This window comes from Flavobacterium inviolabile (genome assembly GCF_013389455.1).
GTDB lineage: Bacteria > Bacteroidota > Bacteroidia > Flavobacteriales > Flavobacteriaceae > Flavobacterium > Flavobacterium inviolabile.
On record NZ_CP058278.1, the window covers coordinates 2,835,985 to 2,852,627 of the forward strand.

Here is a 16,643-nt window from a genome sequence, read left to right on the forward strand (position 1 = left end):
GAAACCAAATGACTCCGGCGCTTGCAAACAAGGAAACCGGAGTACAATTAGCAACTAGGTAGTTATATACTTATTCTTTACTGTCATATTCTCCTATCAGGGCATAATAGCCAAACGTTCCCAAACCTAAAACGATTAACGGCGTTAAGATGAATAAAATGATGATTCCAAACACCAAATCGTCCTGTTTTCCGGTTGTAAATTTCGGCAGACCGAATATAAAGATACAAAAATAGGCTGCGGCTAAAGCTAATAAAAGCCAGACAATTCCGAGAATTCTTTTTATTTTGTTCATGATACTGCTTTTAGTCGTTAATATTTTTATCTTTTCCGTTAATATAGAACACTCCTATCACAAAACTGATCGCTGCAATGATAATCGGATACCATAATCCTTCCAGGTAAAACTCGGCATTACCGTTGTCTTTTGCTACAGTTACCAGATACGTGGAAATGGCAGGCAGCAAACCACCAAAGATTCCGTTTCCAACGTGGTATGGCAGCGACATGGACGTATATCGGATTTTTACCGGGAACATTTCCACTAAAAAGGCTGCTATCGGTCCGTAAACCATCGTTACAAAAATCACCTGAACAAACACTAAGAAAATCAGCAGCCATTTGTCTGAAGCATTGATATGCACAGTGGTTTTAACATCCGATTTTGCTTTTCCGTCCACCATTACCGGTTTCCCGTCTTCTAAATGTACGGTTTTTATCTGTTCCCATTGGGTACCGTCTGAGAATTCTTTTGTTGTTGTATACACGGAATCAATTGTCTGGTGGGCATTTTCCTTCATGATGGCAACCAGTTTTGTTTTTTCAACGATTTCCGTTTTTAACGCCACGTCTGTTGTGCTGTACATGGCCTTGTATATTGGTCGGTATAAGAATATCGCCAGCAGCATTCCGGTCATCATAATGCTTTTTCTGCCAATCTTATCACTCAGCCAGCCGAAAACCACAAAGAAAGGAGTTCCCATCAGCAGGGCAATACCGAGTAAAGTATCCACCTGCGTGGAATCGACACTCATTACCGTTTTCATAAAGTTCATCGCATAAAACTGCCCGGTATACCAGACAACTCCCTGCCCCATTGCCGCTCCGAATAAAGCCAGCAGGACAAATTTTAGATTGTAACGGTTTCCGAAACTTTCTTTCAGCGGGTTTGTACTGGTTTTCCCTTCGGCTTTCGCTTTGGCAAAAACCGGCGATTCATGCATGTTCTTACGGATCAAATAGGATACCAGCACCATTAATATCGATACCCAGAACGGTACTCTCCATCCCCACTCGTCAAAAGCTTCTGAGGATAAGGAAGTTTTTGTTACCAGAATAACCATCAGGGAAACAAATAAACCTGCCGTTGCCGTTGTTTGAATCCAGGACGTCCAGTAACCTCTTTGTCCTATTGGTGCGTGTTCGGCCACATAGGTCGCCGCACCGCCATATTCTCCGCCTAATGCCAGTCCCTGTAAAAGTCTTAAAAGCAAAACCAGTAAGGGTGCCATAAAGCCTATCGTTTCATAACTGGGAATACAGCCTATTAAAAAAGTGGCACCACCCATTAAAAGCAGGGTAACCATAAACGTATATTTTCTACCGATCAAATCGCCCAGACGTCCGAAAAATAAAGCTCCGAACGGACGAACCACGAATCCGGCCGCAAACGTTGCCAGTGTCGACAAAAATGCCGCAGTGGGATTGTCGGACGGGAAAAATTTGGTGGAAATAACTACTGCCAAACTTCCGAAAATATAGAAGTCATACCATTCGATAAGTGTTCCTACAGACGATGCTGTGATAACACTCCATATTCCTTTTGTTGATTTATTACTCATAAATGATTAGTCAAAGTTGTTTATAAATAGATTTGCAGTTGAATCAATAAATCCCCTTTCATGCCGTCAATATTGTCTTTTGCAATATAAACCGGACGCGTGGAATACTGAGTGGTGATTTTAGCGTGGTGTCCGTCCAGAAAGAAATTGGCACCGATATCAAACTGAGAGCTTGATTTTTCCAATGCATCAAACTTTTTATAGGTATAGGCACTAAAAGGCTGAATGCGAACCGTTGGTTTTTCGGCTTTACACGGCAGCAGGAAACCTGCCTGGGTATACCAGATCGTTCCGGAACCAATCATGGGCTGTGTGTTACCGGCTCCTGCCAAAGCTCTGTCGCCTGTAAAACCAGGATCGGAAGCTCCTACATTCATAATCCCGATATTTCTCAGGTAATTGGGTCCGAAATCATAATCGTATAGCACGGAATATGCTGTTAAAGCCATCTTTTTGTCCTTGGCTCCCAATGGCATATCCAAAAAGGCATCGGCTGCAAATAATTTCATGTCGTGTTTTGAAACGATACCGTTTACCGAGGTACGGGTCGCTTCCGGTGCCGTATAAAATCCGGCTCCCAAATTGAAGACTCTTTTGGTACCCAGGTAAGAACCTACTTTATAAGGAAGCAAATTCGATTCCTGATCTAAAAACTGATACTCAAAATACCCGGCTTTCGACCATCGGGTATTCCCGCTGTTATCCACGGCAACGGCATTATCGGCAACCGCTACATCCACAGGAGCCGTACTGGTGGCAAAAGGTTTGTTGATGCTCATGCGGTATTCCAGTTTTCCGTATTTCCCTTTGGCGAATATTCCCACCTGTCGGGCAAACTGATCGGCATTATCAATTAACGGCCAGTTAAAAATCGGGGCATCAATTGTCAGGAAATTCAGTGTGGAGGCCATCGTCATACGGGAAAGTCCCATATAGTAATGCAATCCGCCGCCTATCGATAAACTGAATTTCTTATCGGCTTCCGGCAATACAACTGCATATTCGTTCCAGGCATCGTGAAAAAACATACCCGGTTTTTTTGTAGAACCTGCCGGGCTGCTGAAAGTTTGATTGTTAATCCCGAAATGGGTCACAATCATGTATCTTTTTGAAATCTGTGCATACGCCAGCATTCGCAAACGTCTGTTGCCAATATCGGTATTCGTACTGGCCGGTTCATCACCAATCATTGTTCCCGGATTCATTTCGGAGGAACGAAACCAAATCTGATTCCATGCAATAAAGCGCATGTATTTGGATCCGTCTTCATTGAAATTTACTTTTAATCCTGAACCATAATCCGTGGAACCCTGAGAATAGCTTTCTACCGAGAGAAACAGTAAGCCGGCTAATAAAATGATCCGCTTCATAAGGTGTTAAAATTTGGTTGTTAATTTGTTTTTTGCTTTACCAAATTCTGAAAAGGAAACGGAAAAAAAATATTGCTGTATATATTTTTGTAAAGTAGTATAGCTAATCTTTAAAGCGCTCCCATTTTATCAGCATAAATTTGTCCCCAAGCTCCGTAATGATCATTCCGGCACCCGATAATTGCTCTTTGTTTTTAAGATATTCTATCAGTTCTATATGGTTAAAAATCTTGTAGGTAGGATGATAATCGGCGTGTGAAGGCTTTTTGATCTTAAATTCCTTTATCCAGTTGCTCACCGTTACATGGGAAACCCCGATAATCCGTTCAATTTCGCGGTAACTCAGCCCTTCCAGGTACAACTGCAATGCTTTTGTTACATAGTAATTATCGATCTTTTTACCCAGTTTGTTAACGGTAAAGTAATATTGGCATTTTTTGCACAAATACCGCTGACGCTGGTTGATCACACCGCTTTTAACGATCTTGTCGTTCTGGCATTTCGGGCAGGCTAAAATCTCCATGTATATAAATTTTGCATAAATATAGTATTTTAGCAACAATACATTCATCAATTTGCTATTTTTTTAAATAAAAAATTACACTTTACATATAATTAAAGCACTATATTTACGATTAAAACAGTAAATATGCTTTTTAAAAAATTACACCGTTTTAATCTATATATCCGGTCATGTATATGAAATCCTTGCTTTTGTCAGCTGCCGTCTTATCATTCACGCTGTTATCCTGTAAACATCCCCTGCCAAATCACCAGTCCGAAACAACTGCAAATCATTATGATTTTCCGGTCGATTCCGTAGAAAGGGCTTTTTTAGACGGGAAACTGTTTTACAGCAGTTTTATCCGCCTGCATCCGAAAGATTATGCCTATATCTATATTGATGAAGAATATATCAATCAGCTCCATAACGAAACCACAAAACAGCTTTTTAACACTACCGAATACCTGACCGCAGAAAACAGGGAGGCATATTATCAAAAAATCATGAGTACCATACCAAAAGAGGACCGCATCATTTTTGACAGGATCTGGGAATTAAAAGAAGTACGGGAACAAATATCCGGCGATGGCGGATTGCATACCCTGGCTACCTGGATGACACAAAAACCTACAGCTGACGATCCGTTTTACTATATAGAAGTCCGGCGACTGTACCTGGAACGATTTGGAATCTGTACGGGTATCGGTTTTGTAAAGGTGCATTCCCAAAGCCATAAGATGTTCGTTGCCAATCGCGATGGCGAATACCTGCCGCTAAAGGAATGGCGAAAAATCAAGGACGACTAAACCGGCAATATATTCACAACTATCAGTCTTAAAAACACTTATAACCGGCATTCCGTTTAAAACAGGTTGAAACGCTCCGAAAACGCAATAAAATCACAAAAAATACACAATTCTTAAAAAATATAGAATAAAAATACATAGTGTATATTTTTATCATTTTAAAAATATTAATTGCAAAAAAAAACCTTTAATTTGCAATAAAACAAACAACACTATGCATCTTGATCCGTCTGTATTAGACCAATCGGCAATATACAAACTACTTACCGGCGCCGTGATTCCGCGCCCTATCGGCTGGATATCATCCGTGAATAATGAAGGCGTTTACAACCTGGCTCCTTTTTCTTTTTTCAATGCAGTTGGCGAAGATCCGCCGCATGTCATGTTTTCCACAGTACGCCCCAACAACACCAATAAAGACACACTGAATAATGTACTGGAAACCAAACAATTTGTAGTCAATATGGTTACGGAAGAGCTGGTTGAAAAAATGAACATGACCTCGATGAATATTCCTTCCGACCAAAGTGAATTTGAACTGGCCGGACTAACACCGATCCCTTCTTTAAAAGTAAAAGCACCACGGGTAAAAGAATGCCAGATCACTATGGAGTGCGAACTGGTACATCACTATACGCTGGAAAACCACAAGCATGGCGGCGCAACAATTGTTATTGGCAAAGTGGTCATGTTTCATGTTGCAGAAGATGTATTACTCGACAATTATAAAATTAATATGGAAACCTATAAGCCCGTAGCGCGTTTGGCCGGTTCCAATTATTCAAAATTAGGAGAGATATTCTCCATTAAAAGAGCATAAACAATGAAGATTTCAGTTATTGGCGGTGGTCCCGGCGGTTTATATTTTTCCATTTTAACCAAAAAGGCGCAGCCCGATTGCCAGATAGATGTATACGAACGCAATAAGGCTGATGACAGCTTTGGCTTCGGAGTCGTTTTTTCAGATGAAACCCTGAGTGAATTCCTGACGAAAGATCCGGAATCCTATGAATTAATACGAAGCAAATTCGCTTACTGGGACGACCTGGATGTTGCCCGTGACGGTGAAGTTGTCCGCATTACCGGAAACGGATTTTGCGGCTGCTCCCGAAAAACACTTTTGGAACTATTACAGCAGCGCTGCCGCGAAGAAGGTGTTAACCTGCATTTTGAAACCAATATTGACGACCTGAGCCAACTGAGCGATAGCGACATCATTGTTGCTTCCGACGGTATCAACAGTGCGATCCGCGATCGGTTTGCTTCCGATTTCGGCACTAAAACCGAATTAAAAAAGAATCGCTTTGTCTGGATGGGCTCTACACGACCTTTGGACGCTTTTACCTATTTTTTCAGAACAACACCATACGGAACTATTGTTGCTCATACCTATCAGTACCAGGAAGGTATGAGTACCTGGATTTTTGAATGCTCGGATGCCACCTGGCAAAAAGCCGGCTTTAGTGTAACTGATGAAAAAGATACGATACAAAAAATCGAATCCCTGTTTAAAGAAGAACTGCAGGGACACGGCCTGATCTCCAATCGTTCTCATTGGCGCCAGTTTCCGGCTATAACCAATGACAACTGGCACAAAGACAATATTGTTTTATTGGGTGATGCCAAAGCAACTGCCCACTACTCCATCGGTTCCGGAACCAAACTGGCTATGGAATGTGCCATTGCCCTGTCGGAAGCGGTGATCAGTAATCCCGGCAACGTAACGGCAGCTTTTCAGCAATATGAAAAAATGCGCAGAAACCGTGTTGAAATGATTCAATATGCTGCGAATGTTTCGCTGGACTGGTTTGAGCACATGGATCGCCATATCGAGCACGATTTTATGCAGTTTGCTTTTGGCGTGATGACGCGTTCCAAAAAAGTTACGTTTGAAAATATGGCATTACGGGATACTACTTTTACACAAAAAGTACTTGCCGAATTTAACCATAAGAACAACAATACCGCCAATACACCTGCAGCATTTACACCTTTCCAACTACGGGAAATGGCATTAAAAAACCGGATTGTAATGAGCCCGATGGGACAATATTCGGCTGAAGACGGATTGGTTTCCGACTGGCATTTAATGCATTACGGTGCACGCGCTACCGGTGGTGTCGGCTTAATTTTAACCGAAATGACCGCCGTTTCCCAAACCGGACGCATTACTTTAGGTTGTGCCGGTATATATACTAAGGAACAAGTAGTTGCATGGAAAAAGGTAACAGCTTTTATCCACCAAAATACCGCTGCTAAAATAGGTATTCAGCTCGGACATTCCGGGCGAAAAGGTGCCACAAAAAAACCGTGGGAAGGCGCTACCGAATCGATTGAAAAACCATGGGAACTGCTTTCTGCCTCTCCCCTTGCTTTTAACGATAAAACAGCCGTTCCGAAAGAAATGACAGCACAGGATATGGAACAGGTTATTACTGAATTTGTCCAGGCTGCAAAAAATGCGGATGAAGCCGGGTTTGACATGATCGAACTACAGGCACATCACGGATTCCTGTTAGCTTCTTTCCTGTCGCCTTTAACCAATATCCGTCAGGACGAATTTGGCGGCAGCATCGAAAACCGCCTGCGATTCCCGCTACAGGTTTTTGAAGCCATCCGCAAGGTATTCCCGGCGGTAAAACCAATGTCGGTTCGTATCTCTGCTTCCGACTGGGCTACAAACGGAATATCGGAAGACGATACAATCGCGATTGCTGAAGCCTTTAAAAATGCCGGAGCAGACATTATAAACGTTTCAACCGGAAATACTGTTTCCGGACAAAAACCACAGGTAGGCAGAATGTGGCAGACGCCTTTTTCGGACACGATCCGGAATACGGTTCACATCCCTACGATAACAACGGGTTATATCCAGGATATTGACCAGATAAACACCATATTGTTAAACGGCCGTGCCGATCTGGTAGCGCTGGGAAGACCTTTGCTGATCGATCCTAATTTCGTGCGGAATGCACAGGCTTACGAACAGTATCAAACCGACGATATCCCCAAACAATATCAGGCGGGTATCTCGCATTTGTATCCGTTGAAAAGCACCGAAAGAAAAGCTGCCGAAGGCATGAAGAAAGCGCTGAAACCGGAAAGCCATAAGAAGAATTCATAATTACGAATTATGAGTTACGCCTGAATAAAGACACTATAAGCCATCTAAACAAAATTAAGGAAATGAGAAAAGATAACATTGTACAGTTAAAAAGCTATGCTTTTGCTGTTAGAATAATCAAAGTGTATCAATTCTTATGTAATGACAGGAAAGAATTTGTACTCAGCAAGCAATTGCTACGTTCCGGCACCTCCATTGGTGCGAACATAGAAGAAGCAATCGGCAGGCAGTCGGGGAAAGATTTTTATGTCAAACGCTCTATTTCTTATAAAGAAGCCAGAGAAACACATTATTGAATCAGACTTTTAAAAGATACTGATTATTTAACCAAAGAATTATCGAAGAGTTTGCCGGATGATGTAGAAGAACTATTACAAATAATAGGCTCCATTCAAAAAACACTCCGTAATTCTTAATTCCTAATTTGTAATTAATAATGAAACATTATAGTGATAATTTCGCTCATAACAATCTGCCGGCAGACAAACACCAGCCGGACTATATTTTCAATCATACGGATTTTGAATTTCCGGAAGATCTGAATTGTGCCGAGCAATTACTGGACATTCACATTCAAGAAAACCGCGGTCATCATATTGCGATACGCACCTTTGAAACCACCTGGACGTTTCAGGATTTGTATGACAAGGCTAACCAGATTGCCAATGCACTTACTGACGACATGGATTTCGTTAGCGGCAACAGGGTCTTAATCCGTTCTGCCAACAATCCGATGTTTGTTGCCTGCTGGTTCGGTATCTTAAAAGCCGGTGGAATCGTAGTGGCCACTATGCCGCTTTTAAGAGAAAAAGAATTATCGGTAATGATCGAAAGTGCCGAAATCTCGCATGTGTTTTGCGATTACCGCCTGAAAGAGGAAATGGATCTGGTCCGTTCTCCCTTTTTAAAGAAAGTGGTACACTATGACGGTTCCGAAAAAACCAATTGTGAACTTGAAGACATGCTTCAGCACAAATCCAAAACATTTACCAATTATAAAACCAAATCCGATTCTGTTTCGCTGATCGGGTTTACTTCCGGTACAACTGGAAATCCTAAAATGACCGCACATTATCATCGCGATATTGTCCTGATTTGTGAAGCTTTCCCAAAATATTCCCTGCAGCCCAAACCGGAAGATATTTTTACCGGAAGCCCGCCATTAGGCTTTACTTTCGGATTAGGCGGATTGGTATTGTTTCCTTTTTATTATGGTGCTTCCACTTTTCTGATTGAAAAACCGTCACCGGAATTGCTCCTGGAAGCCATTCAGAAACACAAAATAACGGTTTGCTTTACTGCTCCTACCGCATGGCGTGTTTTGGCAACAAAAGTTAAAGAATATGATATTTCTTCGCTTCGCAAGTGTATTTCTGCAGGAGAAACATTACCTTTAAAGGTCTGGGAAGATTGGTATGATGCCACCGGGTTAAAAATAATAGACGGAATCGGAGCTACCGAAATGCTGCATATTTTTATTTCGTCCAATGACGACAATATGAGAAAAGGCGCTACCGGTTTGCCTATTCACGGTTATGAAGCCAAAATAGTAGACAAAAAAGGAAACGATCTTGGGGTTAACGAACCGGGAAGATTAGCCGTTCGCGGAATTACCGGCTGCCGTTACCTGAACCGAACGGACAAACAAAAAGAATATGTGCAAAACGGCTGGAACCTGACGGGTGACATCTTTAAAAAAGATGAAGACGGTTATTTCTGGTTTATCGCCCGCGGGGATGACATGATTATCTCTTCCGGCTATAATATTGCTGCCATTGAAGTAGAAAGCGTATTGCTCACCCATCCGGAAATTGCCGAATGTGCCGTTGTAGGATTACCGGATGAAGAACGCGGTATGCTGGTTTGCTCGTATATTGTTCTGAAAGACAAATCCAAAGCGGGCAACGATTTTGGAAAATCGATTCAGAACTGGTTTAAAGATGTGGCTGCCCCGTATAAATATCCGAGAGAAATTCGTTTTTTAGATAGTCTTCCCAAAACGGAAACAGGAAAAATTCAACGATATAAACTAAAATAGTAACAGGATGAGAAAAGCATTTGTAGTTTTCAGTATAACCATTTTATCCATAACAGCGATTTTAATCTATGTGAATTGGAAATTCAGTTTTCTGCTATTAATATTCCTTCCGTTAATAGCGATGGGACTACATGACATGTACCAGTCCAAACAGAGTATCAAACGAAATTTCCCTTTACTGGGAAGAATGCGTTACCTGCTGGAATCGATCGGACCGGAAATGCGCCAGTATTTTATCGAAACCGACACGGCCGGAAAACCTTTTAACCGTTTGCAGCGCAGCCTGGTGTACCAGCGCAGTAAAAAAGAAACGGATTCCATGCCGTTCGGAACGCAGTTAAACGTTTACGAACCCGGCTACAAATGGATCAACCACAGTATTAAAGCCATTCCATTTTCGGAAGTGGATCCCGATCCGAAAATCAAGATCGGCTCCTCACAATGTGAAAAACCGTATATGGCCAGCTTATTCAACATCAGCGCGATGAGCTACGGTTCTTTGAGCAAAAATGCTATCCTGGCTTTAAATTCCGGTGCTAAGCAAGGTGGTTTTTACCACAATACCGGCGAAGGCGGACTTTCGCCTTACCACCTTCAAAACGGCGGCGATATTGTCTGGAACATCGGAACCGGATATTTCAGCTGTCGCGATAAAGAAGGTAAATTCTCGTATGAAGAATTCTCCAAAAGAGCCGTTCTGGACAATGTAAAAATGATCGAGATCAAATTTTCACAGGGAGCCAAACCGGGACATGGCGGAATTTTACCGAAACAAAAGGTAACCGATGAAATTGCAGCCATTCGTCTGGTCGAAAAAGGGAACGATATTATTTCCCCGCCAAGACATTCCGCTTTTTCGACACCACTGGAATTGATGGACTTTATCAAAACCCTGCGCAAAGGCTCCGGAGGAAAACCGATCGGGATGAAAATCTGTATTGGTAACAAATCGGAATTCTTAGCCATTTGCAAAGCAATGGTACAAACCCGGACCTATTTTGACTTTATCACTGTCGATGGCGGCGAAGGCGGAACCGGGGCTGCACCTCAGGAATATTCCGATCATGTGGGTATGCCGTTACGGGAAGCTTTAGCCTTTGTATACGACTGTTTAAACGGTTTTGGCATTAAGGATGAGATCAAGATCATTGCCAGCGGAAAAGTAATTACCGGATTCGACATTATCAAATGCCTGTCGATTGGTGCAGACGTCTGCAATTCGGCACGCGGAATGATGTTTGCTTTGGGCTGTATTCAGGCATTGGAATGCCATGCCAATACCTGTCCGACCGGTGTTGCCACACAGGATCCCAAACTGGTAAAAGGACTGGTTCCGGAAGAAAAAAGCGTGCGTGTTGCCCGTTTTCAGCATGAAACCGTTAAAAGTGCCATGGAACTGATGGCTTCTGCCGGACTGGAACATCCGGACGATGTTGACCGGACTGTTATCAGTGCCCGCGTGAGCGGAACAAAAATAGAAACCTATTATGAAATGTATCCGGAAATCGAACGTGGTTGTTTGTTAAACGAAACAACCGTTCCCAAAGAATTTGCCTTCTTTTGGAAAAAAGCCGTTGCGGAAAGTTTCTAAATTAATTATTACAATACCATGAACCAATATTTTATAAAAACTGAAAAAGTCCGCTTCCAGCATGTTGATTATGCCGGAATCGTATTTTATCCCCGCTTTCTGGAAATGCTGAACTGCCTGGTTGAAGACTGGTTTGAAGAAGCACTGGAACGTCCGTTTTCCAAAATGCACGAAACAAACGGTATCCCAACGGTAGATTTAAAAGTACAATTCAAAAAAGCGGCCCGTTTGGGAGAAACCCTGACCAAAAAACTATGGGTAAAACACCTGGGCGGTGCTTCCCTGTTGTGCGGATTTCAGTTTGAGGATGAAAAGGGAACAATATGTCTGGAAGGCGAAGTAACGCTTGTTAATGTTGCTTTTACCGAAAACCGGGACAATATCAAAGCCGAAGCTTTTTCTGAAGACATGAAACATAAAATTAATAAGTATTTGTTGGTAACGCTATAAGATCCGGTTGTCATTCACATCCCAAATGGTATATCATACATCATATATCAAACATCCCAAATCATATATCATATATCATATATCAAAAATCATATATCAAAAATCATATATCAAAAATTACAATGGATTTTTCAAAATTTAAAGCCGCCACCGTCCAGACAGCTCCGGTTTTTCTAAATGTGGAGAAAACGGTTGACAAGGCCATCGGTATAATTGCAGAAGCCGCCGCAAACGGCGCACAGCTTATCGCCTTTCCGGAGGTTTTTATTGCCGGTTATCCGTACTGGAACTGGATCATGACACCGGTTCAGGGAAGCAAATGGTATGAAGTGTTATACCGCAATGCTGTAGCGGTGGATGATCCGGAAATGAAACGGATTTACCAGGCTGCCAAAACGCATAACATCCATATTGTTATGGGTATTAACGAGCGTGGCACCAGCTATGGCGAAATTTACAACACCAATCTGATCATTGACAATCAGGGAAACTGCATTGGCAAACACCGGAAATTAGTCCCTACCTGGGCAGAAAAACTAACATGGACTTCCGGCGACGGTTCGTCCCTTAAAGTATATCCCACCGAAATTGGCCCTATCGGAACGCTGGCCTGTGGTGAAAACACCAATACGCTGGCACGGTTTACGCTGCTTGCACAAGGCGAACTGATTCACATTGCCAATTATATTTCCCTTCCGGTAGCTCCGCCGGATTACAATATGGCGGAAGCTATTAAAATCCGGGCAGCGGCACATTCTTTTGAAGGCAAACTGTTTACCATTGTTTCCTGCTCTACAATTTCACAGGAAATTATGGATGCACTAAAAGAAGATGTCCCGAATGTGGAAGAATTACTAACCCGAAAAAACTCGGCTTTCTCCGGGTTTATAGGACCAAACGGAGCCGTGATCGGCGAACCGCTGATTGATGAGGAAGGTATCGTATATGCCGATATTGATCTGGCAAAATGCATACAGCCCAAACAAATGCATGACATTTTAGGGCATTACAACCGATTCGATATTTTCGATTTGCGCGTAAACACGGCGCCAACCCGAAAAATAACTTTTATTAACAGTCACGAAGCATTTAATAAGGAATAATTATGAATGATCCATTTAATGATGATGTTATTGGCAGAGCCCGGGTAAAAGATACTCCGGAACTGGAAGCCTACTATAAAGAACTGGAAACATTAGGTGCCGGTGCCTTGTGGACCGTTGCCAACGATATTGAACCCTGGGAACCGCGGACTTCTTCGGTTCCGATGCTGTGGAAATATGAAAACTTACGTGAACTGGTACTAAAATCATCCGAACTGGTTACGCCGGAACAAGCAGGCCGCCGTGTGGTTTATCTGGTAAATGACAAACGAAAAGACGTAAGTGCCGCCGTAGGCTGGCTATACACCGGTATTCAGGTTACCCGACCGGGCGAAAGTACTTCGGCCCACCGCCATAAGGCTTCTGCCCTGCGCTTTATCATGGAAGGTTCCGGCGGCTACACCGTAGTGGACGGGAATAAGATCATGCTGGAAGTTAATGACTTTGTGATCACTCCCAATTCCAGCTGGCACGAACACGGTGTTGAAGCCGATGGCAAAACCTGTATCTGGCAGGATGGTTTGGATATTCCGCTTGTCAATGCTCTGGAAGCTAACGATTATGCCGTTCACGAAGGCAAACAGCCTCTGGAAGCGCCTTTAAATCATTTGCCGTTAACTTATAGCGGCGCCGGGTTAATCCCTGCCGACAGGGTTTGGGATAAACCGTACTCTCCATTGTTTAAATATTCCTGGAAAACTGTTTATCCTGCTTTATTGGAAGCGGCAAAAGTAAACGAAGGCTCTCCTTATGACGGCATCATCATGGATTACTCCAATCCGTTAACCGGCGGACCGGTTATGCAAACCATGGGTGCTTCGATGCAGTTACTGCGCGCCGGTGAACACACCAAAGCCCACAGACATACCGGTTCGTTCGTATACCAGTGTGCCAAAGGAAAAGGCTATTCCATCATTGGCGGAAAACGCTATGACTGGAAAGAGCGCGATATTTTCTGCGTACCGTCATGGGTATATCACGAGCATGTAAACCTTTCCGAAACAGAAGACGCCTGTCTTTTCTCGTTTAACGATTTACCGGTTATCAAATCGCTGGGATTGTATCAGGAACAGGCATATACGGAAAACAACGGCTTTCAAACCATTTAATTACACGAAGAATCAAAATACACAATGAAATTAGCTACTTACAGAATTAACCATGTTGCTCCGCGTTTAGGAGTTGTTCAGGACAATCACATGATCGATCTTGAAGATGTTGCCCGAATAAAAGAAGAAACGCTTCCGCTGACAATGCTGGATCTGATTGACCTCGGGCTGGATGAGGTTAAGCGAATACAAAGCCTGATTGACAGCCTGACAGAAGAACAAAAGAGCAATTGCTATTATCCGCTATCGAATGTAACGTTCCTGGCTCCTATCCCGAAACCCCGCAAAAACATTATCGGAATCGGATTAAACTATACCGAACACGTTGCCGAAAGTGCCAGAACACTGGACACATCCAAAGAATTGCCGCAACAGCCGGTAATTTTTTCCAAACCGCCAACAGCGGTTACCGGAACAGACACTGCTATCATTCACAATCCGAAACTAACACAGCAGCTGGACTGGGAAGTGGAATTGGCTGTTGTTATCGGTAAGGAAGGAAAATATGTAGCCAAAGAAAAAGCTTTGGATTATGTTTTCGGATATACGATAATCAACGATATCAGTGCCAGAGACTGCCGTCGTTCCGGGCAATGGATCGTTTCAAAAGGACAGGATACTTTTGCACCGATGGGACCGGTTCTGGTTACCAAAGATGAAATTCCGGATCCGCATAACCTGAACCTGTCTTTAAAGCTGAATGGGGTTGAAAAACAAAATTCCAATACCCGATTTATGTTGTTCAACATCAACGATCTGATTGAAGACCTGAGTACAGTATTTACCCTGGAACCGGGCGATATTATTGCTACCGGAACACCTGCCGGTGTGGGTGCCGGACGCAATCCGCAGGAATGGATGTGGGATGGCGACACGGTTGAAGCAACAGTTGAAGGAATTGGCACTATAACCAATACAATCAAAGAATTAAATAAAAATTAATATCCCGATTATACCCATGAAAAAATACAGAATCGGCCAGATCGTTCCCAGTTCTAACGTAACTATGGAAACCGAAATTCCGGCTGTTTTCCGTTCCCGTGAAACGATTTTACCGGAACGTTTTACCTTTCATTCCAGCCGTATGCGAATGAAAAAAGTGACCAAAGAAGAACTGGAAGCAATGGATGCCATGAGTTTGAAATGTGCTCAGGAATTATCCGATGCGCATGTCGATGTAATGGGCTATGCCTGTCTGGTAGCCATCATGAGTATGGGACGCGGTTACCACTGCGTTTCGGAAGTGAACCTGCACCAGGAAACCATAAAAAATGACTTCCCTACTCCTATCGTTACCAGTGCCGGTGCGCTGATTAACGGTTTAAAGGTTTTGGGGGCTAAAAAAGTAGCGGTTATTACGCCTTATATGCGTCCGCTTACGGATTTGGTTGTCGATTATATCGAGCATCAGGGATTTGAGGTTGTCGATTCGATTGCCCTGGAAATTCCGGATAATCTGGAAGTGGCTGCGCAGGATCCGATGAACCTGCTGGACATCTACAAAAGGCTGAACCTGGAAGGTGTTGATGTACTGGTAGCTTCTGCCTGTGTGCAGATGCCGTCTTTGGAAGCGATTGACCTGATCCAGAAAGAAATCGGGATTCCGGTGACTTCTGCCGCCGTTTGTACGACCTATGAAATGATGAAAAAACTCGGACTGGAAGCAAAAGCGCCTATTGGCGGGGAATTGTTAAACGGAAAATATTAATCTTTTCCCTGTTTAAATTTTCTATTTTTGATATTAAAATCAATTTCTATGAAAAGTATATTACGAAATAGCGCAAGCTTTGCTGCCCTGGCTTTATTATTAAGCTGTAATCAGACTAAAAAAGAAGAAAGTGTTCCGGAACCGGCCGCAGTTGAGCAGACAGCTCCTGCAGCAGAACCGGAAGCAGCTCCGCAGGTAACAGAAACGGTTTCCGGAAAAATTACCGCTATCCAGCCCGGTAAAGACGGTTATACCGCAACGTTGGAAACTGCTGATAAAAAAGTATTCTTTGCGACCATCAGCCATTCTAATTTAACCAAGCACGAACAATACAAAACAGTTGTTGTTGGTGATACGATTACCGTTAAAGGCGATCTGTGGCAAAGCGGTGAAGAATCACACATTACCGTTAGAGCGATTTTATAAAAAGATAAGGGGAAATTAGTTTAATTTCCCTTTACATTTTTTACAGAGTTTCATTTTTGCATTATCCACTGTTGCAATCTTTTCGACAGCATCAGTCATCACACAGTGCTTGTCTTCACAATGGGGCAAACCCAAATTATGCCCGAATTCATGGATAACGACCTTTTTAAATCTTGACAGCGTAATTTCAGTATCTTTATGTTGTATCCGGTAAGTCGATACGACCGAACTATTGCCGGGACAATATGCGAATCCCATAATCCCAAAATCACGATACCTCGATTCCGGTTTTCTAATATTTCCGTTTGTATCATATTTTGTTATGGATATATCGCTGTTTGTTAATCCTAAAACATAGTCCAGCGTATCCAGATCTACCCTTTTTTGAATTCTTATAATACTATCAGCTCTATATCTTGGTGATTTTACAGCTGTATAAGCTTCCTTATATAGTTTTCGCTCCGGTAAAACGACAATTTTCACATCATAAAAATTGGAAATAACTTTTGAAATTGTATCTACCTTATCCGGAGCCATTCCTTTGTATGGAACAATTCCTACCACCTTTTTTT

Annotated in this window: 16 protein-coding genes and 1 pseudogene; 12 read left to right on the top strand and 5 right to left on the bottom strand. The window is 42.7% G+C overall.

The genetic code is table 11. The features are described 5' to 3' along the window. Nucleotides 1–70: 70 nt before the first annotated feature. The 4 genes from HW120_RS12710 to HW120_RS12725 all read right to left on the bottom strand — a co-directional run bounded on the left by HW120_RS12710 (nt 71) and on the right by HW120_RS12725 (nt 3,734). Complete coding sequence (locus tag HW120_RS12710; RefSeq protein WP_177734468.1) at nt 71–295, bottom strand: DUF6814 family protein; 225 nt, start codon at nt 293–295, stop codon at nt 71–73. Between the two features lie 10 nt (nt 296–305). After that, nucleotides 306–1,841 carry an MFS transporter gene (locus HW120_RS12715; RefSeq protein WP_177734469.1) on the bottom strand — a complete coding sequence of 512 codons (1,536 nt, stop codon included), beginning with the start codon at nt 1,839–1,841 and terminating at the stop codon, nt 306–308. 20 nt (nt 1,842–1,861) lie between these two features. Then, nucleotides 1,862–3,211, bottom strand: coding sequence for a porin (locus tag HW120_RS12720; protein WP_177734470.1), 1,350 nt, complete (start codon nt 3,209–3,211; stop codon nt 1,862–1,864). A 103-nt stretch (nt 3,212–3,314) separates the two neighbouring features. Next, the gene (locus HW120_RS12725) at nt 3,315–3,734 is read right to left on the bottom strand and encodes an IS1/IS1595 family N-terminal zinc-binding domain-containing protein (RefSeq protein ID WP_177734471.1); all 420 of its coding nucleotides are present in this window, start codon (nt 3,732–3,734) and stop codon (nt 3,315–3,317) included. Nucleotides 3,735–3,910: 176 nt separating this feature from the next. Here HW120_RS12725 and HW120_RS12730 point away from each other — a divergent pair, with 176 nt between their 5' ends. The 12 genes and pseudogenes from HW120_RS12730 (at nt 3,911) to HW120_RS12785 (ending at nt 16,071) form a co-directional block, all read left to right on the top strand. Beyond that, complete coding sequence (locus HW120_RS12730; protein WP_177734472.1) at nt 3,911–4,522, top strand: hypothetical protein; 612 nt, start codon at nt 3,911–3,913, stop codon at nt 4,520–4,522. 214 nt (nt 4,523–4,736) lie between these two features. Next, nucleotides 4,737–5,342 carry a flavin reductase family protein gene (locus HW120_RS12735; protein WP_177734473.1) on the top strand — a complete coding sequence of 202 codons (606 nt, stop codon included), beginning with the start codon at nt 4,737–4,739 and terminating at the stop codon, nt 5,340–5,342. 3 nt (nt 5,343–5,345) lie between these two features. Beyond that, entirely contained in the window at nt 5,346–7,646 is a 2,301-nt protein-coding gene (locus HW120_RS12740) for an oxidoreductase (protein ID WP_177734474.1), read from the top strand. A gap of 62 nt (nt 7,647–7,708) precedes the next feature. After that, nucleotides 7,709–8,062: pseudogene (locus HW120_RS12745) on the top strand (four helix bundle protein). A 20-nt stretch (nt 8,063–8,082) separates the two neighbouring features. Further along, nucleotides 8,083–9,684, top strand: a complete 1,602-nt coding sequence (locus HW120_RS12750) for an AMP-binding protein (protein ID WP_177734475.1) — start codon at nt 8,083–8,085, stop codon at nt 9,682–9,684. A gap of 7 nt (nt 9,685–9,691) precedes the next feature. Next, nucleotides 9,692–11,275, top strand: a complete 1,584-nt coding sequence (locus HW120_RS12755) for an FMN-binding glutamate synthase family protein (protein WP_177734476.1) — start codon at nt 9,692–9,694, stop codon at nt 11,273–11,275. Nucleotides 11,276–11,293: 18 nt separating this feature from the next. Continuing rightward, nucleotides 11,294–11,725 (top strand): acyl-CoA thioesterase, encoded by a 432-nt coding sequence (locus HW120_RS12760; RefSeq protein ID WP_177734477.1) that lies wholly within the window; start codon nt 11,294–11,296, stop codon nt 11,723–11,725. A 122-nt stretch (nt 11,726–11,847) separates the two neighbouring features. Then, complete coding sequence (locus tag HW120_RS12765) at nt 11,848–12,828, top strand: carbon-nitrogen hydrolase family protein (protein WP_177734478.1); 981 nt, start codon at nt 11,848–11,850, stop codon at nt 12,826–12,828. A gap of 2 nt (nt 12,829–12,830) precedes the next feature. Beyond that, entirely contained in the window at nt 12,831–13,937 is a 1,107-nt protein-coding gene (locus HW120_RS12770) for a cupin domain-containing protein (RefSeq protein WP_177734479.1), read from the top strand. 24 nt (nt 13,938–13,961) lie between these two features. After that, entirely contained in the window at nt 13,962–14,879 is a 918-nt protein-coding gene (locus tag HW120_RS12775; RefSeq protein WP_177734480.1) for a fumarylacetoacetate hydrolase family protein, read from the top strand. Between the two features lie 16 nt (nt 14,880–14,895). Then, a complete protein-coding gene (locus tag HW120_RS12780) occupies nt 14,896–15,645 on the top strand; it encodes a maleate cis-trans isomerase family protein (protein WP_273245739.1) in 750 nt (249 codons plus the stop codon). A gap of 48 nt (nt 15,646–15,693) precedes the next feature. Continuing rightward, entirely contained in the window at nt 15,694–16,071 is a 378-nt protein-coding gene (locus HW120_RS12785; protein WP_177734481.1) for a hypothetical protein, read from the top strand. A 15-nt stretch (nt 16,072–16,086) separates the two neighbouring features. Here HW120_RS12785 and HW120_RS12790 read toward each other — a convergent pair whose 3' ends face one another. Further along, the gene (locus HW120_RS12790; RefSeq protein WP_177734482.1) at nt 16,087–16,635 is read right to left on the bottom strand and encodes a matrixin family metalloprotease; all 549 of its coding nucleotides are present in this window, start codon (nt 16,633–16,635) and stop codon (nt 16,087–16,089) included. Nucleotides 16,636–16,643 lie beyond the last annotated feature (8 nt).